At 58.6% G+C, this 17,209-nt stretch carries 24 protein-coding genes; 20 read left to right on the top strand and 4 right to left on the bottom strand.

From position 1 onward, the window contains the following. Positions 1-110: 110 nt before the first annotated feature. The 4 genes from BWI95_RS04330 to BWI95_RS04345 all read right to left on the bottom strand — a co-directional run bounded on the left by BWI95_RS04330 (position 111) and on the right by BWI95_RS04345 (position 4,057). Complete coding sequence (locus BWI95_RS04330; RefSeq protein ID WP_054804226.1) at positions 111-1,454, bottom strand: PepSY-associated TM helix domain-containing protein; 1,344 nt, start codon at positions 1,452-1,454, stop codon at positions 111-113. 60 nt (positions 1,455-1,514) lie between these two features. Next, the gene (locus BWI95_RS04335; RefSeq protein WP_054804227.1) at positions 1,515-1,982 is read right to left on the bottom strand and encodes a DUF2946 domain-containing protein; all 468 of its coding nucleotides are present in this window, start codon (positions 1,980-1,982) and stop codon (positions 1,515-1,517) included. 173 nt (positions 1,983-2,155) lie between these two features. Next, positions 2,156-3,205 (bottom strand): site-specific integrase, encoded by a 1,050-nt coding sequence (locus BWI95_RS04340; protein ID WP_076769062.1) that lies wholly within the window; start codon positions 3,203-3,205, stop codon positions 2,156-2,158. 6 nt (positions 3,206-3,211) lie between these two features. Next, positions 3,212-4,057: a helix-turn-helix domain-containing protein gene (locus BWI95_RS04345; protein ID WP_076769063.1), complete on the bottom strand. Its 846-nt coding sequence runs from the start codon at positions 4,055-4,057 to the stop codon at positions 3,212-3,214. 115 nt (positions 4,058-4,172) lie between these two features. Between BWI95_RS04345 and BWI95_RS04350 the strand changes: the two genes are divergently transcribed. The 20 genes from BWI95_RS04350 to BWI95_RS23670 all read left to right on the top strand — a co-directional run bounded on the left by BWI95_RS04350 (position 4,173) and on the right by BWI95_RS23670 (position 17,209). Then, on the top strand, positions 4,173-4,541 hold the full coding sequence (locus BWI95_RS04350; RefSeq protein WP_042713132.1) for a hypothetical protein: 369 nt from the start codon (positions 4,173-4,175) through the stop codon (positions 4,539-4,541). Positions 4,542-4,579: 38 nt separating this feature from the next. Then, entirely contained in the window at positions 4,580-4,918 is a 339-nt protein-coding gene (locus tag BWI95_RS04355) for a DUF5347 domain-containing protein (RefSeq protein WP_054804228.1), read from the top strand. Positions 4,919-4,984: 66 nt separating this feature from the next. Further along, positions 4,985-5,212: a DUF2732 family protein gene (locus tag BWI95_RS04360; protein WP_054804229.1), complete on the top strand. Its 228-nt coding sequence runs from the start codon at positions 4,985-4,987 to the stop codon at positions 5,210-5,212. Further along, positions 5,212-5,433: a TraR/DksA C4-type zinc finger protein gene (locus BWI95_RS04365; RefSeq protein WP_023480592.1), complete on the top strand. Its 222-nt coding sequence runs from the start codon at positions 5,212-5,214 to the stop codon at positions 5,431-5,433. Before BWI95_RS04360 ends, BWI95_RS04365 begins: the two co-directional genes overlap by 1 nt. Further along, the gene (locus BWI95_RS04370) at positions 5,434-7,473 is read left to right on the top strand and encodes a replication endonuclease (RefSeq protein ID WP_083699320.1); all 2,040 of its coding nucleotides are present in this window, start codon (positions 5,434-5,436) and stop codon (positions 7,471-7,473) included. An 89-nt stretch (positions 7,474-7,562) separates the two neighbouring features. Beyond that, positions 7,563-7,748, top strand: coding sequence for a hypothetical protein (locus BWI95_RS04375; RefSeq protein WP_023480627.1), 186 nt, complete (start codon positions 7,563-7,565; stop codon positions 7,746-7,748). A gap of 197 nt (positions 7,749-7,945) precedes the next feature. Continuing rightward, positions 7,946-8,149 carry a tail protein X gene (locus tag BWI95_RS04380; protein ID WP_054804230.1) on the top strand — a complete coding sequence of 68 codons (204 nt, stop codon included), beginning with the start codon at positions 7,946-7,948 and terminating at the stop codon, positions 8,147-8,149. Then, positions 8,140-8,361, top strand: a complete 222-nt coding sequence (locus tag BWI95_RS04385) for an HP1 family phage holin (RefSeq protein WP_023480641.1) — start codon at positions 8,140-8,142, stop codon at positions 8,359-8,361. Before BWI95_RS04380 ends, BWI95_RS04385 begins: the two co-directional genes overlap by 10 nt. Beyond that, on the top strand, positions 8,345-8,854 hold the full coding sequence (locus tag BWI95_RS04390; protein WP_054804231.1) for a lysozyme: 510 nt from the start codon (positions 8,345-8,347) through the stop codon (positions 8,852-8,854). The genes BWI95_RS04385 and BWI95_RS04390 overlap by 17 nt, the downstream gene beginning before the upstream one ends. Next, a complete protein-coding gene (gene lysB, locus BWI95_RS04395) occupies positions 8,851-9,282 on the top strand; it encodes an Rz-like lysis system protein LysB (RefSeq protein WP_054804232.1) in 432 nt (143 codons plus the stop codon). Before BWI95_RS04390 ends, lysB begins: the two co-directional genes overlap by 4 nt. Next, positions 9,170-9,415 carry an Rz1-like lysis system protein LysC gene (lysC, locus tag BWI95_RS23665; RefSeq protein ID WP_232374412.1) on the top strand — a complete coding sequence of 82 codons (246 nt, stop codon included), beginning with the start codon at positions 9,170-9,172 and terminating at the stop codon, positions 9,413-9,415. The genes lysB and lysC overlap by 113 nt, the downstream gene beginning before the upstream one ends. Continuing rightward, on the top strand, positions 9,378-9,845 hold the full coding sequence (locus BWI95_RS04405) for a phage tail protein (protein ID WP_054804234.1): 468 nt from the start codon (positions 9,378-9,380) through the stop codon (positions 9,843-9,845). The genes lysC and BWI95_RS04405 overlap by 38 nt, the downstream gene beginning before the upstream one ends. A 94-nt stretch (positions 9,846-9,939) precedes the next feature. After that, the gene (locus tag BWI95_RS04410; RefSeq protein ID WP_054804235.1) at positions 9,940-10,575 is read left to right on the top strand and encodes a phage baseplate assembly protein V; all 636 of its coding nucleotides are present in this window, start codon (positions 9,940-9,942) and stop codon (positions 10,573-10,575) included. Beyond that, complete coding sequence (locus tag BWI95_RS04415; protein ID WP_023480652.1) at positions 10,572-10,919, top strand: GPW/gp25 family protein; 348 nt, start codon at positions 10,572-10,574, stop codon at positions 10,917-10,919. The genes BWI95_RS04410 and BWI95_RS04415 overlap by 4 nt, the downstream gene beginning before the upstream one ends. A 4-nt stretch (positions 10,920-10,923) precedes the next feature. Further along, entirely contained in the window at positions 10,924-11,832 is a 909-nt protein-coding gene (locus BWI95_RS04420) for a baseplate assembly protein (RefSeq protein ID WP_076769064.1), read from the top strand. Next, positions 11,825-12,436: a phage tail protein I gene (locus tag BWI95_RS04425; protein ID WP_042713141.1), complete on the top strand. Its 612-nt coding sequence runs from the start codon at positions 11,825-11,827 to the stop codon at positions 12,434-12,436. The genes BWI95_RS04420 and BWI95_RS04425 overlap by 8 nt, the downstream gene beginning before the upstream one ends. 141 nt (positions 12,437-12,577) lie before the next feature. Further along, positions 12,578-13,570, top strand: coding sequence for a phage tail-collar fiber domain-containing protein (locus BWI95_RS04430; protein ID WP_054804236.1), 993 nt, complete (start codon positions 12,578-12,580; stop codon positions 13,568-13,570). Between the two features lie 151 nt (positions 13,571-13,721). Then, the gene (locus tag BWI95_RS04435) at positions 13,722-14,780 is read left to right on the top strand and encodes a phage tail protein (RefSeq protein ID WP_076769065.1); all 1,059 of its coding nucleotides are present in this window, start codon (positions 13,722-13,724) and stop codon (positions 14,778-14,780) included. Next, a complete protein-coding gene (locus tag BWI95_RS04440) occupies positions 14,780-15,376 on the top strand; it encodes a tail fiber assembly protein (RefSeq protein ID WP_054804237.1) in 597 nt (198 codons plus the stop codon). The genes BWI95_RS04435 and BWI95_RS04440 overlap by 1 nt, the downstream gene beginning before the upstream one ends. Before the next feature lie 201 nt (positions 15,377-15,577). Then, complete coding sequence (locus BWI95_RS23670) at positions 15,578-17,209, top strand: phage tail-collar fiber domain-containing protein (protein WP_232374444.1); 1,632 nt, start codon at positions 15,578-15,580, stop codon at positions 17,207-17,209.

The raw sequence follows: 17,209 nt of genomic DNA on the forward strand, positions 1-17,209 counted from the left end.
AAACATTTCAATCCACAAAACGTACATATATCGTTACACAACCAACTTTAATAGCGCTTATATGGCTGCTAGCTGTAATTATAAATTTACAGATAGCAACCACTGGCACTTTACGCCGCGCGAACCGGCTGCGTTTTCCGCTGCCAGCGCAGGGCATCGACCAGCATAAACAGCAGTAAGCTGCCGCCCATGACCGGCATTGCCAACCCCAGCAGCAGGGCGATGATTGGCACCACACAGCGGCCCACAATAGGCAGTTGCAGCCAAGCGTGCAGCAGCGTTTCGCTCGCCGCCGGGCGGCGGATCCACCACAAACGATAGCCGACGATAATCATCACGCACAACGCGCTGCCAAAGGCGATCAGCACCAGCTGATTTAAGATGCCGAACAGCACGCCCATATGGAAATCAACGCCCCAGCGTGTCAGCTTCGCCATCAACGGGAAATCGGCGAAATGCACGTGATCTATCACTGCCAGCGAACTCCCCGCGATGGCGACCGCATCTACCTGCGTCGGCCAGCGGCGATCGATCTCCGTAACCGTCCAGGCGTGCTCAGCATCGCGCGGCGGGCGGATCTCAACCTTCATCGCCGCGATCCCGGCCGCCTGCGCGCGGGCGAGCACCGCGTCAAGTTGTGCCGGGTTAAGCGTCATGTCGGGCATCGCCATCCCTTCGTGATGCATATGGTGTTCAGCGTGCGGATCGGCCAGTGCGGCTTCGCCCTTGAGCTGCGTATTAACCTGCGGCGTCATCCAGTTAAATGCAGCGCGCAGTTTATCGACGTTGCCGCCCGCCCACTGCGACCAGGTCAGGCCGGTGGCGGAGAAGAGCAGCATCCCGGCAAGCAGTAGCCAGCCAAGCGTGACGTGCAGGCGGCGATGGTTCTGCACGCGGTTATTGATGCGCCGCTTCGGCCGGGTAAAAAACCACAGCACAGTGCCGCCGAGCGCGGCGATCCACATCCACGATGCCGCCAGTTCACTGTAGAGCCTGCCGGTATCGCCCAGCAGCAGCGAGCGGTGCAGGTAATCAATCCACTGGCGCAGCGGCAAAATACCGCTGGTGCCGTAAACGGTCATATCCCCTTTCACCTGTAACGTCACCGGATCGACAAAAATCGCCCGGCTCTCCGAGACGCCAAGCTGTGGGTCAGCAAACATCACCCGTGTCGTCTCGCTATCGCTCAGGCCAGGCCGCACAGCCAGCAAGCGCAGATGGCCGCCCGTCACCTGTTCGGCGACGCGAAGCTGGTCAGCCAGCGGTTGCCGCTCGCCGCTCTCCACGCCATACAGCGCATCGTGATAAAGCCAGCTCTCCAGCTGCGGCGTCGCAACGTAGAGCGTGCCGCTCAGCGCGGCGATAAAGATAAACGGGCCGACAAACAGGCCAATATAGAAATGCAGGCGTCGCAGCAGGTTAAGCCACGCCGCACGAGGGGTGCAGGAAGTCATACTTTTCCTCAAAAAGCGCAAAGGTGTGCCATTCCGCGCAGGCGGAACACTATTTTGGGGTCAGGAAAAGCGTGAAGATGGCGGCGCGCGGGTGTCCGGCCAAAGCCAGGGGATAAAGTGCCACAGCCGAGGGCGCGTGCGGGCAGGCGGGCAGGTCACGCGCAGCACGCGTCCCAGCAGCAGCAGAACAAGCAGGAAAATCAGGCCGGGAACATGGGCCAGCAGCACACAGTAACCACACGCTTCGGCGTGATCGAGCGGCATGGCAGGCGGCGGGCTCTCCGGCGGCGACATTTCATGGTGTGAAACATCGTGGTGTGCATGATCGTTCTGCGCGGGCATCGGCATACTCATCTCATGATGCATACCGGGCATCGCGCTCATCGGATCTTTTTGCAGCGCGGTAGAGATAAGAGGAGCGACAAGGATCAGCAGGATCGCAAACAGCGCCAGCCACAGGGCTGAGCGTTGGGCTCTCGTAGGATGAAAAACGTGCTTCACCGCGTCTCCTTCAGGTCGAAGCGGCATTGTAAATTAAACATCACCAGAAGGTTAATCATTTTACCCGAAGAGGCAAAACGGCGTGGCGTAAAGGGCCAGATAAGTTAGTTAAGCCGCTTTTGCAGGCCCCACCACGCCATCTGGCCTGCGCCCTGATTTTCCCGGCACGCCAGGCAAGTTAAGTGCAGTGAAATGCAGGGTTATGCATCTTCTGCCGCCACATTGCCGCCATTAAACGCCGCCAGCGGGTTGAGCGTCACCGCCTCTTCAAGATGATCGGGAGCAAAGTGGGCATAACGCATGGTTTCACGAATATTGGCATGGCCAAGGATGCGCTGCAGCACGAGGATATTGCCGCCATTCATCATAAAATGCGAGGCGAAGGTGTGGCGCAGAACGTGGGTTTTCTGCCCCTCGGCAAGAGCCAGAGAGGTGGTGGCCAGCATGCGGGTGAAGTCGGGATAACAGGGCTGAAACAGCGCCCCCTCGAGCGGAGCCAGCTCGTCGAACAGCCACTGCGGGATCGGCACGGTGCGGTTCCTGCCGCCTTTGGTTTTGACAAAGGTGAGCTTATTGGGTGACAACTGCGTGCGGGTGAGGGATTCAGCTTCGCGCCAGCGCGCGCCGGTGGCGAGACAAATTTTCACCACCCGCGTTAAATCGACATTGCCGAAACGAACACAGGCCGCCAGCAGTTCGGCGATCTGCGCCTGCGTCAGCCAGCTCATCTCGCGCTCTTTTTCGCGAAACGGACGCACGCTCTCCAGCGGATTGGGCAGCGACCACTCACCCAGCCGGGTGAGTTCATTAAACACCGCGCTAAGGTAGTGCTGCTCGCGGTTGACGGTGATGGGCTTCACTTTCCACTTTGCCGGGTCCGGCGTATAGCCATTGTCGATCTCACCGCTCAGGCGCTTATCACGGTAGTGGGCCCAGGCTTTCGCCGTCAGCTGCGCGGCGATGGGATCGCCCAGCCCGCGGCAGACAATCTCCAGCTTCGCCAGCCGCGATTTGCTCGCCGCCAGCGACTGACCGTGCAGCTTGTACCACAGCGCAATCAGCTCGCTTAAGCGGCGGCGGTCGGCCTTCTCGCCGAGCCAGGGTTTCTCCTCCGCTTCCCGCTTCGCCCACGTCTCAAAGGCTTCCGCTTCGCCTTTGGTGGCGAACTGCTTGCGAATGCGCCGGCCGTCGCGCCCCTGGGGATAGACTTCGCAGAGCCACTTCCCGCTCTTCTGTTTGCTGACCGTCATTGCCGCTTACACATGCTTTTCCAGCGTAAAGAGCACCACGCCGAACGGCGCGATCTCCGCTACGCCACACTCAAAATCGACCGCGTTATTGCTCAGGCGCACTTTGCCACCGGGCAAGCGCACGACATCAAAGACATCCAGCGCGTCATCAATGGCAATCACCCAGCGCCCGTTGCCAATCTTCTGCGCAGCGGTATCCACCAGCCAGCCGGCATGCAGCCCGTCAATAAAGCGCAGGCTATCGGTAGCGGCAGGTGCCAGCGACGGATCCAATACCCAGACGCCCGCCTCTTTCAGCTCGCCCGACTCATGGCGGAATTTCGGAATGGTAATAACAGCATCGTTCTGCGCAGCAGCCGGTGCCGGGTACATCTCTCCCTGCCCGGTTGCCAGCCACTTCAGGGAGACGCCGGTATCCAGCGCGCAGGTGACGACCACATCACCGGGGAAGAAGTCGCGGCGCACCCAGGTGCTGATGGTGCCTGAAGAGATATCGAGCAAATCGCCCAGATCTTTTTGCATCTGGAAGCCATAGGCATCAAGAATGCGACGCAGCACCGGGCGTCCGCCCGCCGAGAGGATCTCCTCATACAATGCCTTGCCTTTTACCTGCGGCTTCTCAACCAGATTCGCATTTGCAAACTCACCATTCACCAGCCAGTGCAGATCCGCGCCGGTATCGAGCGCGCATTTGACCACCGCTTTATAGGGCACGCTTTCCCGCTGGATCCAGCTGCTGATATTGTTCGCCGGCACATCCAGCGCCTCGGCAAGCGCTTTCTGACTGGATACGGAGTAGGACGCTGCAATGCGATCCACCACATCCTGAACACTCATCTTGTTTTCACTCATGGACACCAACATCGAAAAAGTGATTTACACAATCGCATTTGCGATTTATATTGCTGTTCATCGACCAAAATGCACAGCAGTGCACTACATTTCAAACAACAGGAGATAATGCGATATGTCAGATGCAAAATCAATGCCGTCGCATCCGTTATCCGGCTCTCAAATGCAATTCAGCACCTTTTCACATGGGCAGATGGATGAGCTGATGTCCGCCCTGCTGCCGGCGCTGCAAACCCTGATCCGCTCGGCGATGTCCGATGCGATGACGGTGAAGGATTTCGCCGCAATGCGCGGTATCAGCGAGCGTCTGGTGTGGCAGTGGCTCGATGAAGGGGTGCTGCTCAAAGCGCCAACCCGCGAGCATACCGACGCCGGTAAACGCAGCCGCACGCTGATTAACGTCAAAGCCTGGCGCGATAAATTAACGCAGCAGGCTATCGACTGCCGTTACATCGACCGGCGCTCCGCCACCTCATTCGGTTAATTTTGCATTTGCGAGTTCACGCTCACGCAGGAGGATCTATGGCGATCACCTCACCTGCCGCCAGCGCACCGCTGAGTGCCGGCGAGCGGCTTACCGGGTTAAACCACATCAGCGAGCTTCGCGGTCGCCACTGGGGGGACAGCTGGAGCGAGGTGGCGCGCTTTATCGACGATATGCGCGACAGACGCGACGAGCAGTATGAGGCAAATGCCCGGGCGCTGGCGGCGATCTTCTTTCTCGCCCGCGTCCCCACTGCCCGCCAGGCGCTCGACCCGCAGCAGCTCACCCTCGAGGAGAAGCGCGCGCTGATTGCCGCCATGAACCACTTTCGCGTCGTTGTCAGCCTGTTTCCGAAACGGCTAACCATGCCGCTTTAACCCCAACTTTCAAACCAAGACGTCAACCCGTCGGGCATCCCTTTGCCCAAATTCAGGAGAATTACCATGAGAAAGACCGCGATTCACTCCCCCGCCCGCAGTGGCGATGAAGTCACGCTGCTGCTGGCTGAAGCCCGCAATAACGAACGCCTGCGCTGCGCCGGTGCCGTTTCTGCCCGCCTTGATACGCTGGCGAGCTTTATTGCCTCCCAGCGCCTCGACTGGAGCGACGCCGCCGAGCTGTTGCGCCAGGAGGCGACTCATATCGATAACCAGGCACTGGAGCTGCACTGATGGCCGATGAAATGGATGGCGTTCAACAACGCGAAATGGAGGAGCGCGAGCGGCATATCCTGCACGCCCGCCGCCGTTTACTCCTCCCCTCTCGCTTAACCTGCGAATGCTGCGACATGCCGATCCCCGAGGCGCGTCGCATGGCGCTGCCGGGCGTGACCTGCTGCGTCAGCTGCCAGCAGATCGCCGAACTGAAAGATAAGCACTTCAGGAGAACATAAGTGGCTGTCAGCCTGGCTTACCCCTGGAACGCGCCGCGCAGCGCTATCGCCAGCCCCTACCTGACTCACGCCGAACAGCACCGCCGCAATCAGCATATTGCGGCGGTGCTGCAGGCGCGTCACGCACTGGCGCTGCAACCCGCCTGCGTGCGCCTCTCCATCAGCCGCACAGAGCAAGCGCTGGAAAAGGCGCATGGCGCGGCGCGGGCGCACGCCTTTCTGCTGCGCTTCGCCAGGCAAACCCTGCCACGCCTGAAGGCCGTGAATGCCCGCTACCAGATCGATTGTTTGCAATCACGCGTCTCAAAGGCACTTTTCAATGGCCATTTTGATACCGCTTTCCAGCAGGCGCTGGCTGGCCGGCTGGTCGATTTGGTTAACCGCTACAACCAGCTCGCGGACTGCAACCGGGCCAGCGTCGACCGGCTGGCGGAAGATATCGCCCACTTAATCCGTAGCGAGCTGGCGGATATTGATGTCGATGAGCAGACCGAGCTGAAAACCCTGCACCGCTGGTATCACCACGCTGGTCTTATCGCCCTGCAATTTAACGTCACCCCACCGCACTGGCAGCGCGTGACGCAACACCGCGTCTGCGCGGAGGATCTCGCCCCGGCGGTGATCCGTCTTTTCAGCGAGCAGTGGTGGCGCGGTCATCTTCGCCGCGCAGCGGCTCAGTGGCGCGAGCATCTGCACATCGCGCTGGGCGTGGTCAGCCGTAAAACGCAGCCCTACGCCAGCCGGGACTGCATCACCACCTGGCGCGAACAAAAGCGCCGCCACCGCGCGTTTCTCAAAAGCATGGAGCTGGAGGATGAAGAGGGAAACCGCATCAGCCTGATTGATAAGCATGACGGGTCGATAGCCAACCCGGCGATCCGCCGCTGCGAGCTGATGACGCGCATCCGCGGTTTCGAAACTATCTGTCAATCCCTTGGCTATGTCGGCGAGTTTTACACGCTGACCGCCCCAGCCGCCTTTCACGCCACCTCCCATACCGGGCACCGCAACCTGAAATGGAACGGCGCCAGCCCGGCGCAAACCCAGGGTTACTTCACTCGTCTGTGGACGCGCATTCGCGCCAGGCTGCACCGCGACGGCCTGCGCATTTTCGGTATCCGCGTTGCGGAGCCGCATCACGATGGCACCCCGCACTGGCATCTGCTGCTGTTTATGCAGCCGCAGAACCGAGAGAAGGTGCGCGAGATCCTGCGCGATTTTGCCCACCAGCAAGATAGTGAAGAGTTACGCAACGAGAAGGCGCGAAAAGCCCGTTTTCATGCCGAAGCGATCGATGCGCAAAAAGGGAGCGCAACGGGGTATGTAGCGAAGTATATCGCCAAGAATATTGACGGCTACGCACTGGATAATGAAACCGACCACGAAACGGACACGCCGCTGAAAGAGAGCGCCTGCGCGGTCTCCGCCTGGGCGGCGCGCTGGCATATCCGCCAGTTTCAGTTTGTCGGCGGCGCGCCGGTCACCGTCTACCGGGAATTACGCAAAATGGCCGACAGCGCCACGGCCAAAGGGCTGAGCGTGGAGTTCGCCGACGTCCACGATGCCGCCGATAACGGCGACTGGGCTGGCTACGTCAATGCTCAGGGCGGCCCGTTTGTCCGCCGTGACGATCTGCAGGTACGCACCCTGTATGAAGCAGAGGGTGAATTTAACCAGTACGGCGAACCGACGGTTCGTATTCGCGGCGTGTATGACACGGTAATCGGTAGCGGTTCGCCGGTGCTGACGCGCCTGAAGAAGTGGACCATCGTGCCGAAGCGCGCGGCGGCGGTTTTTCAGGGCGCGGCTGCGCCCGCTTGGAGTTCTGTCAATAACTGTACGCCCTTCGAGCCGGGTAAACCGCTAACAGATTACCAGCGGCGGCAACTCACCCACCGGCTGCGGGAAGGGATCCTCAGTGAACGAAACGGGAGGTTAAAAACCGATCTCAACATCATTAAGAATAATGACTTTTTGGCAAGCAATAGATGGTCAGAATATTTGTCACTTCACAATACTGTTTTTTTATCAGCGACATAGTGATTAGACAAAATAATCTTCGCTTCCCATAAATATCCAGCCTATGATACTGTATATACATACAGTAAGAGAATTCATGAGAGGAATTCATGGTCTTTGAACGACTAAATAAGACTCAGCACAAATGGGCATGCGTGCAATTCATTGCCGAGGTGTCGCTTATCGCCAACTGCAAGCCTTCCGACCTGAAGCTGGCCTTAAGCCTGATCGCGGATCTGGCAGAGAGCGAGAACACTACTCCCGATGATGAGGATATTTATTACAAAGCCGAATAGCCCGCCGAACGCCATTCCGGCCACTCTCTTTACCGTACTCTTACGCACCGGCTAGCGTTTCCCTCGCCCGGTGCGTCGCTTTTTCCTCCCCGTTGTTGTACCAGCCACGCGCCAGCACCAATTCATAGCCCTTAGCCTCTCTGTTGCGGAAACTTAACCATGGAAAAAACCTTCCGGATGGTAAGAGACGCAAAACGATGAATGCGATAACACAACAGGGCGACACCCTCGATCTGATCTGTCTGCGCTACTACGGGCGAACGGCGGGCGTCGTCGAACGCGTGCTGGCCGCCAATCCTGGACTTGCCGGGCTGGGGGTGGTTCTCCCGCACGGCACCGCCATCACCCTGCCCGATGTCGCGGTGCAGACCATGCAGGAGACGGTAAATCTATGGGCGTAAGTATCGAGAGAATCAGCTCGTCGCTGGCCTACTGGATTAGCGTCGCCCTGACCTTTTTTGGCGCCATGACGCCACAAGACTTTGCTGCTTACTTCGGCGCGCTCGGCGTCGCCATGACCGTCGGCGTGAACTGGTATTACCGCCGTAAAAGCTATCTGTTCCTCAAATCCTGTGCGGTGAGCCAGGAGGTGGTCAATGGGCTTACCCGTTAAACGCTGTAGCGCGGCGGCCGTGTTGGCGCTGGCGCTGCTGCTGCCCGATTTTCATCTGCTGCACACCTCACAGGCGGGGCTGGCGCTGATTACCGATCTCGAAGGCTGTCGTCTGCGCCCCTATCAGTGCAGCGCGGGAGTCTGGACCTCGGGGATTGGCCACACGGCGAAAGTGATTCCCACGCGCGATATCAGCGAAAAAGAGGCCGCCGTCAACCTGGTTGCCGACGTGCTGAACGTTGAGCGCCGCCTGGCGCACTGCGTGCCGGTGGAGATGCCGCAACCGGTCTATGACGCGGTAGTCAGTTTCACCTTTAACGTCGGCAGCGGCGCGGCGTGCGCCTCAACGCTTGCCTGGCACCTGCGCCAGAAGGCGTGGAAACAGGCCTGCGATCAGCTGCCGCGCTGGGTCTATGTCGATGGCGTACGCAACCGCGGGCTGGAAAACCGCCGCCAGCGCGAGCGCGACTGGTGCCTCCGGGGGGTGAAATGAGCACCCGCCTGGTGATAGTGGCCGCGCTCCTGGCGACGCTGACCGGGCTGTGGTTGTTTGAGCAAAACCACGCTCTGCGTGCGTCTTTAGCCAACGCGCAGCAGCTGGCGCAGGAGCAGAACGCCACGCTGACGCGCCTTAAAACTGCCCTCAATGCCACCGCCGAACTGGCGGCAAAGAACCAGCAGGCGCAGGTCACGCTACGCCAGCAGCTCGATGCCGCCAGCGCGCAGGCGCTGCAACGAGAAAACGCGATCGCGAGGTTATTAAATGAGAACGAGGCTTTTCGCCACTGGTATCGCACTGAGTTACCTGATGCTGTGCGCCGGGTGCACCAGCGCCCCGCCTGCCCCTCCGCCGCTCATTGTTTACAACAGTTGCCCGCAGGTCAGTCTCTGCCCGATGCCGGCAAGCGCGCCGCAAACTAACGGCGATTTGAGCGCCGATATCCGCCAGCTTGAGCACGCGCTGGTGCAGTGCGCGCTGCAAGTTGAAACCCTTAAACATTGCCAGGATGAGAACAATGCTAAAACCCAACTCTCTGCGCAGCGCCCTGATTAACGCCGTCCCGGCGCTGCACGATACCCCCTCGATGCTGCGCCTGTGGGTCGATAAAGGCAGCAATATCGCCACGCTCGCCAGCTCCTTATCGTTTGAAAAACTGTTCAGCCTCAATGTCACCATCACCGGTTTCAGCGGCGATATCGACACGCTGTTTGTGCCGGTAATGGCGTGGCTGCGCGATAACCAGCCCGACATTCTCTCCGTCGAAGCGGGGCAGAAAGGCGGCTTTAGCTGGACGCTGCTGACAAACGCCGACGGTACCCAGGATGTGACGATGGTGCTCCAGCTGACCGAGCGCACCCAGGTGAAAGAGCTCAACGGCGCGCTGATTGCCGAAACGCTGCCAGAGCCGCTGCCGCCGGCCTTCGTCACCCGCCCGAAAGAGCTCTATATCAACGGCGAGCTGGTGAGCCGCTGGCAGGCGTGATCGCCTGCGCCATACGCCACGGGCTGCGTTGTGCCAAAAGCCGGACAGCCTTGTTCAATTTTCAAAACCGGGGACGCATAGCATCATTTCGCTTATGAACAGACAACTTTCGCTTCACGAGCTGGCCCGCCAGCTCCGCAATATGATCCGCACCGGAATTATCGTTGAGGTCGACCTGAAAGCCGGGCGCTGCCGGGTGCAGACCGGCGGTATGGTGACCGACTGGCTACAGTGGTTAACCCACCGCGCCGGGCGTTCGCGCAGCTGGTGGGCGCCCTCCGTCGATGAGCAGGTGTTACTGCTTGCGGTCGGCGGCGAGCTGGAGACCGCCTTCGTGATGCCGGGGATTTATGCCAACGATCATCCGGCACCCTCCGCCTCGGCAGACGCCTGGCACGTCACTTTTCCCGATGGCGCGGTGTTTGAATATGAACCGCAGACCAGCGCTCTGAAGGTGAGCGGCATTAAAACCGCCGATATCACCGCCTCCGAGTCGATTACCGCCAGCGTGCCGCAAGTGCTGGTGAAAGCTTCGACGCGCATCACCCTCGATACGCCGGAAGTGGTCTGCACCAATAAGCTGATCACCGCCACGCTGGAGGTGCAAAAAGGCGGCACGATGAGCGGCAATATGACGCACAGCGGCGGCTCGCTCACCTCGAACGGCAAAGTGCTGCATAGCCACCAACACCCCGGCGACAGCGGCACCACCACAGGAGCACCTTTATGACAGCACGTTATTTCGGCCTCGATCGCACCAGCGGGCGCAGCCTGACCGACGTCGACCATATCCGCCAGAGTATCAGCGATATTCTGCGCACGCCGGTGGGCTCGCGCGTGATGCGCCGCGATTACGGTTCGCTGCTGTTCGATATGCTCGATCAGCCGCAGACCCCGGCGCTGGCGCTGCAAATTCAGGTGGCTTGCTATATGGCGCTGCTGCAATGGGAGCCGCGCATCACCCTCAGCGCGGTGACGGCCGAACGTCAGTTCGACGGCAAGATGGTGGTCAATCTGACCGGCCAGCTTGCCAGCACCGGCGAGTCCCTCTCTTTAACCCTTCCTGTGAGTTGATACCATGCCGATTATCGATCTGAGCCAACTGCCCGCGCCCGATGTCGTCGAGGCGCTGGATTATGAGCGCATCCTGGATGAGCGCAAAACGACCCTTGTTTCACTCTTTCCCGCCGATCAGCAGGAGGCCATCGCCCGTACGCTGGCGCTGGAGTCCGAACCGCTGACTAAGTTTCTCGAGGAGAATGCTTACCGCGAAGTGATCTGGCGCCAGCGCGTCAACGAAGCGGCCCGCGCGGTGATGCTGGCGTATGCTTCCCGCAGCGATCTCGATGCCATCGCGGCGAACAGCAACACCGCGCGGCTGGTGATCGCCCCTGCTGATGAGAGCACCATACCGCCCACGCCGGCAGTAATGGAGTCCGATACCGATTTACGCCTGCGCGCGCAGCAGGCTTTTGAAGGGCTAAGCGTGGCCGGGCCGGTGGGTGCTTATGAGTATCACGGCCGCAGCGCCGATGGTCGCGTGGCGGATATCTCTGCCGTCAGCCCGTCCCCCGCCTGCGTCACCATCTCCGTGCTCTCCCGCGAAGGCGACGGTACCGCCAGCCCTGAACTGCTGGCGATTATCGATAAAGCGCTTAACGCGGAGGATGTGCGTCCGGTCGGCGATCGCGTGACGGTACAGAGCGCTAAAATTGTGCCCTACCAGATTGATGCCACGCTTTTTCTCTACCCCGGGCCTGAATCGGAGCCGATTCGCCAGGCGGCTGAGCAGAAGCTGAAAGCCTATATCACTGCCCAGCGCCGACTGGGGCGCGATATTCGCCTGTCGGCTATTTACGCCGCGCTCCATGTTGAGGGCGTGCAGCGGGTGGTGTTGAACGCACCGCAGCAAGATATTGTGCTCGATCAGAGCCAGGCCTCCTGGTGTACGGCGTGGAAAATTACCACCGGAGGTACCGATGAGTGACGACCGTCTGTTGCCTGTTGGCTCATCGGTTCTTGAGGTGGCGACAGCACACGCGGCGGCGCAGATTGAACGCGTACCGGTGCCGCTGCGCACGCTGTGGGATCCGCTAACCTGCCCGGCCGAGCTGCTGCCCTATCTCGCCTGGGCGCTCTCCGTTGACCGCTGGGATTTTAACTGGCCGGAAGCGACCAAACGTAAGGTGATCGCCTCCTCCTTTTTCGTCCATCAACATAAAGGGACACGCAGCGCCATTCACCGGGTGGTTGAGCCGCTCGGCTTCCTGATTGAGCTGCGTGAGTGGTGGCAGGATAACGCCGAACCCGGCACTTTCCGGCTGGTGATTGGCGTCCAGGAGAACGGCATTACCGAGGAGACGTACCAGGAGCTGGAGCGGCTGATTAACGATGCCAAACCGGCAAGCCGCCATTTGACGGAGCTGAATATCAGCCTCAGCAGCCAGGGCGAGTGCTACGTTGGCGCGGCCTGCTACCTTGGCGAGGAGCTGACGGTCTACCCTTACAGCCCGGAAGAGATTGTTGTCGGCGGTGAAAGCTATGCGGCATCGGCGATCCACCTGATTGATAGCCTCACTATCACGGTTTAATCCTCCCCTTCGGGCTACGGCCCGTTTTTTTTGTCTGGCCTGTTGTGTGCCCCTCAGTCCAACGTCGCCACGTGGCGTCCGCCAGGTGCTGAACGGAAAATATCGCTACCGTTCACTGCTCAACAAACCTGAGAGAATCCCATGTCTGTAAAATATTTCGCGATTTTAACCAATCAGGGCGCGGCAAAGCTGGCGAACGCCACCGCGCTTGGGACGACGCTTAACCTCACGCAGCTGGCCATCGGGGATGGCAACGGCACGCTACCGGTACCGGACGCGGCGCAAACCCGGCTTATCAATCAGACACGCATCGCGCCGCTCAATGCCCTGTCGGTCGACCCGGAGAACCCAAGCCAGATAGTAGCGGAGCAGATTATCCCGGAGAATGAGGGTGGGTACTGGATCCGCGAGCTGGGTCTGTTCGATGACGAAGGGGTCTTGATTGCGGTGGCGAACTGCCCGGAGACCTACAAACCGCAGCTACAGGAAGGTAGCGGACGCACACAGACCATTCGCATGGTGGTGGTGGTCTCCTCAACAGCAGCCGTGACGTTGAAAATCGATCCGTCGGTGGTGCTGGCAACGCGTAAATACGCCGACGATCTGCTGGCCGGACACCTGAAGGCGGCAAATCCCCATCCACAGTATCTGCAAATTGCCGATATCGCCTCCTTCACCCCGGTCGGCGTGCCGCTGCCCTACCCGTCTGCCACTCCGCCCGCCGGCTGGCTAAAATGCAACGGCGCGGCCTTTAATAAAGGGCAGTATCCAAAGCTGGCGGCCCTGTTTCCCTCAGGCAATTTGCCGGATCTGCGCGGTGAGTTTATTCGCGGGTGGGATGATGGACGCGCAGTGGATAGCGGGCGTGCGTTACTCAGTACTCAACTCGGGATGTTAGAAAAACACCGCCATTTTATTGTCGCTAATACACGCTATGAGGAAACCGAAGAGTGGGATATCGGTGTTATCTATAATTCGACCTATACGCAGGGCCGCGGCCTGGATGCATCATCTTCTGTAGGCGATTTAATCCCCTCGCCAACGCTTCATAGTAAAGGACGAGTTGGCAATACCGGTGGCGTGGAAACCCGACCGCGCAACGTCGCCTTTAACTACATCATCAGAGCAGCGTAATCCTCTCTATATCCCAACGGGCATCGCCCGTTTTTTTTGCCCGCCCTGTTGTGTGAGTTCGCAACCAACGCCCCTTCATGGTGTTTGCCTGCGGCTGAACGGAAAATATCGCCATCGTTCACTTCTCAACAAACAACCTGAGAGCGTATGCATGATCGCAAAATATTTCGCTATTTTGACTAACCTGGGGGCGGCAAAGCTTGCAAATGCCGCCGCGCTGGGCACGCAAATCAGCCTGACGCAGATGGCCGTTGGCGATGCCAATGGCCAGTTGCCTACGCCCGACCCGGCGCAAACCCAACTGATTAACCAGAAGCGTATCGCGCCGCTAAACCGGCTCTCGATTGACCCGAAAAATGGCAACCAGATTGTTGCTGAACAGGTGATTCCGGAAACCGAAGGTGGCTTCTGGATCCGTGAAATTGGCCTCTATGACGATGCTGGCGTGCTGATTGCGGTGGCGAACTGCCCGGAAACCTATAAACCGCAGCTGCAGGAGGGTAGCGGACGCACGCAGACCATCCGTATGGTGGTGGTCGTCTCCTCAACGGCGGCGGTGACGCTGAAAATCGATCCGTCGGTGGTACTGGCCACCCGCCAGTATGCTGATGACCTGCTGAGTAATCATCTCAAGGCCGCCAATCCACATCCGCAATATGCGCCGCTCGCCAGCCCAGCGTTCACGGGGATCCCGACGGTTCCGGACACGCTGGTGAGTAATTACGGTCAGCAGATTGCCAATACCAAATATGTGCGTGATGTGGTGGCAAATGATGCCTACATTCTGCCGGTCGGTGTGCCGGTCGCCTGGCCACAGGTAGAGCCACCATCAGGCTGGTTCGTCTGTAATGGCGCCACGTTCGATAAGTCAAAATATCCACGTCTGGCGAAAGCGTATCCGGCCGGTTTACTGCCGGATCTGCGCGGCGAGTTTATTCGCGGCTGGGATGCAGGGCGTAATGTGGATCCCCTGCGAATTATGCTTTCCGCCCAGGCGGATGAGTTCCGGGCGCACAATCACCGTTTTATTAACGAGTATGACACTCGAACAGATCGAATAATCGCTTATACCGATGAAAACAGTGAAAGTCTGGAGACCACACAACAAGTAGGACTCCGGGCTCAGACCTATATCCTGATGGAAAAAACGGGTGGTGTCGAAACCCGCCCACGCAACGTTGCCTTTAACTTCATCGTGAGAGCCGCATAATGACAACCGCAATTTTTAACGAAAACCACTTAGCTATCCAGGCAGGGACTGTCACCGTCTATAACTTTGACGGGGGAAGCCGTGAATATCTCGGCAGCACCGTCGAGTATATTGCTGTAGGCGTCGGTATTCCGGCGAACTCGGCGCTTGATGAGCCTTTAGCGGCGAAACCGGGTTTTGCGGTGCGCCGTAACACAGCGCTGGATGGCTGGGAGTATGCCCCCGACTACCGCGGCAGCGACGTGTATGAAAAAACCACTGGCGTGAAAAGGACGCTGACGCAGTTGGGCGACTACCCGGACGATGTCACCCCGCTTGCCCCCGCCACCCCCTATGACGTCTGGAACGGCAGTGCCTGGGTAACTGATGAGGCCGCACAGCAGGCCGCGCAAATCGCGCAGGCAGAGCAGACCAAAACCCGTCTGCTCAACAATGCGAAAAACACCATCAGCCTGTGGCAGACCGAACTGCAACTCGGCATCATCAGCGATGATGATAAAGCGCAGCTTATCGCCTGGATGCGCTATATTCAGGCTCTGCAGAAAGTCGATACGGCAACCGCGCCCGATATCGCCTGGCCTGAACAACCGCAATAAAAGATGACGGGCTGCGGCCCGTTTTGCCGGGTGGCACTGCGCTTACCCGGCCTACAACATCCTCAGGCCTGATAACGCGACGCCGCATCAGGCTTTCTCCGTTGGGTTGTCCCGCCTGGCAGCCAACCGCATTCGATAGCCTCTTCCCCAGAGCGCCCACGACAATAGCGTTTACTCAATCGCAAACCTGAGAGTGAACGCCTGACTATGAAATATTTTGCCATTTTGACTAACCAGGGTACCGCGAAGCTTGCGAACGCCACCGCGCTCGGCACGCAGCTGAAGCTGACCCATATGGCCACTGGTGACGGTAACGGCAGCCTGCCAACGCCCGATCCCGCACAAACGAAGCTGGTTAACCAGAAACGTATTGCGCCACTGAATATGCTGTTCGTCGACCCTGGTGACGCGAACCAGATTATCGCCGAGCAGGTCATCCCCGAGAACGAAGGCGGTTTCTGGATCCGCGAAATCGGCCTTTATGACGCCGATGGCACGCTGATTGCCGTTGCTAACTGCCCGGAGACCTATAAACCGCTTCTGCTGGAGGGCAGCGCCCGCACACAAACCCTGCGTATGGCGCTGGTGGTCTCTGCTACCTCGGCGGTAAGCCTGAAAATCGATCCGGCTGTGGTGCTGGCGACGCGCAAGTATGTCGATGACAAGGTTATTGAGGTGAAAGCCTACACCGATAACCAGATGAAAGAGCATATTGATGTGGCAAACCCACACAAGCAGTATGCCCCCCTTGCCAGCCCGACATTCAGCGGTGCGCCGAAGGCACCTACTCCGACAGCAGGTAACAGCACTACGCAGATCGCTACCACAGCGTTTGTTCAGACAGCTATTACTGCGCTGGTTAATGGTGCTCCTGCCACACTGGATACTCTCAAAGAGATCGCTGCGGCTATTAATAACGATCCCAATTTCAGCGCCACAATAAATAGCGAACTGGCCGGCAAGCAACCTCTCGATGCGGCTTTAACCGCAATTGCCGCTCTCGCAACCAGCGCTAACAAACTTCCCTATTTCTCCGGTGTTGATACCGTCACGCTGACTGACCTCACTGCGGTCGGGCGAGAACTGATTGCAAAGGGAGCCGTAACAGATATTCGTGCGTACCTGGGTCTTGGAAGTCTGGCAATTAAAAACAGCCTCACGGCAGCAGAGGTGGGAGCTGTGTCAAAGGCCGGCGATGTGATGTCAGGAAGATTAGCTATTAACGCTGATGGTGAAGCTGTTGCAATAAAGGGAACCGTCAACGAGGCAGCCAGTTACGTTATTTCACGGGACGCGTCAAATGTGAACCAATGGTATGTCGGCAAGGGCAGCAATGATTCCAACGACGTAGCCCTCTACAACTATAAAGGTGAAAACAGACTATTCCTTTCTGAAAGTGGCGCAGTATTCCTGTCACCGAAAACAGGCCAACAGCTCAATTTAGGTGGAAGTCAGACCAATATTTCAGGCATGGTTATTCCTTCAGACTATGCGAACTTTGATTCGCGCTATCCGTTAAAAAATGCAGCCTCGAAAGCGGTCAATGGCTGGTTTAAAGACGCCAGCACAGGATTGATTTATCAATGGGGAACCACTGATGCTGTCTATGACGACACGCTGAAAACCATCACGTTCCCGATTGCATTTCCTTCTGCATGCGTGGCTTTTTTGCCAACGCTGAAACGAAGCACGACAACGTCGAACACATTGGGAATGCTCTCTGTATGGGGACAGGCGATGAGTAATGCTTCTGCTAACCTGGTCTTCCAGTCAAATGACGGAACCTCTGATGCCCGTACGGGCCTGATTACTTACTGGGCGGTAGGATATTAA

The organism is Kosakonia cowanii JCM 10956 = DSM 18146, from assembly GCF_001975225.1.
Taxonomy (GTDB): domain Bacteria; phylum Pseudomonadota; class Gammaproteobacteria; order Enterobacterales; family Enterobacteriaceae; genus Kosakonia; species Kosakonia cowanii.

Bases quoted from the DNA above. Each gene is read 5' to 3' on its own strand.
- BWI95_RS04330 (WP_054804226.1), bottom strand. From the start codon at position 1,454: ATGACTTCCTGCACCCCTCGTGCGGCGTGGCTTAACCTGCTGCGACGC.
- BWI95_RS04335 (WP_054804227.1), bottom strand. From the start codon at position 1,982: ATGCCGCTTCGACCTGAAGGAGACGCGGTGAAGCACGTTTTTCATCCT.
- BWI95_RS04340 (WP_076769062.1), bottom strand. From the start codon at position 3,205: ATGACGGTCAGCAAACAGAAGAGCGGGAAGTGGCTCTGCGAAGTCTAT.
- BWI95_RS04345 (WP_076769063.1), bottom strand. From the start codon at position 4,057: ATGAGTGAAAACAAGATGAGTGTTCAGGATGTGGTGGATCGCATTGCA.
- BWI95_RS04350 (WP_042713132.1), top strand. From the start codon at position 4,173: ATGTCAGATGCAAAATCAATGCCGTCGCATCCGTTATCCGGCTCTCAA.
- BWI95_RS04355 (WP_054804228.1), top strand. From the start codon at position 4,580: ATGGCGATCACCTCACCTGCCGCCAGCGCACCGCTGAGTGCCGGCGAG.
- BWI95_RS04360 (WP_054804229.1), top strand. From the start codon at position 4,985: ATGAGAAAGACCGCGATTCACTCCCCCGCCCGCAGTGGCGATGAAGTC.
- BWI95_RS04365 (WP_023480592.1), top strand. From the start codon at position 5,212: ATGGCCGATGAAATGGATGGCGTTCAACAACGCGAAATGGAGGAGCGC.
- BWI95_RS04375 (WP_023480627.1), top strand. From the start codon at position 7,563: ATGGTCTTTGAACGACTAAATAAGACTCAGCACAAATGGGCATGCGTG.
- BWI95_RS04380 (WP_054804230.1), top strand. From the start codon at position 7,946: ATGAATGCGATAACACAACAGGGCGACACCCTCGATCTGATCTGTCTG.
- BWI95_RS04385 (WP_023480641.1), top strand. From the start codon at position 8,140: ATGGGCGTAAGTATCGAGAGAATCAGCTCGTCGCTGGCCTACTGGATT.
- BWI95_RS04390 (WP_054804231.1), top strand. From the start codon at position 8,345: ATGGGCTTACCCGTTAAACGCTGTAGCGCGGCGGCCGTGTTGGCGCTG.
- lysB (WP_054804232.1), top strand. From the start codon at position 8,851: ATGAGCACCCGCCTGGTGATAGTGGCCGCGCTCCTGGCGACGCTGACC.
- lysC (WP_232374412.1), top strand. From the start codon at position 9,170: ATGCTGTGCGCCGGGTGCACCAGCGCCCCGCCTGCCCCTCCGCCGCTC.
- BWI95_RS04405 (WP_054804234.1), top strand. From the start codon at position 9,378: ATGCTAAAACCCAACTCTCTGCGCAGCGCCCTGATTAACGCCGTCCCG.
- BWI95_RS04410 (WP_054804235.1), top strand. From the start codon at position 9,940: ATGAACAGACAACTTTCGCTTCACGAGCTGGCCCGCCAGCTCCGCAAT.
- BWI95_RS04415 (WP_023480652.1), top strand. From the start codon at position 10,572: ATGACAGCACGTTATTTCGGCCTCGATCGCACCAGCGGGCGCAGCCTG.
- BWI95_RS04420 (WP_076769064.1), top strand. From the start codon at position 10,924: ATGCCGATTATCGATCTGAGCCAACTGCCCGCGCCCGATGTCGTCGAG.
- BWI95_RS04425 (WP_042713141.1), top strand. From the start codon at position 11,825: ATGAGTGACGACCGTCTGTTGCCTGTTGGCTCATCGGTTCTTGAGGTG.
- BWI95_RS04430 (WP_054804236.1), top strand. From the start codon at position 12,578: ATGTCTGTAAAATATTTCGCGATTTTAACCAATCAGGGCGCGGCAAAG.
- BWI95_RS04435 (WP_076769065.1), top strand. From the start codon at position 13,722: ATGATCGCAAAATATTTCGCTATTTTGACTAACCTGGGGGCGGCAAAG.
- BWI95_RS04440 (WP_054804237.1), top strand. From the start codon at position 14,780: ATGACAACCGCAATTTTTAACGAAAACCACTTAGCTATCCAGGCAGGG.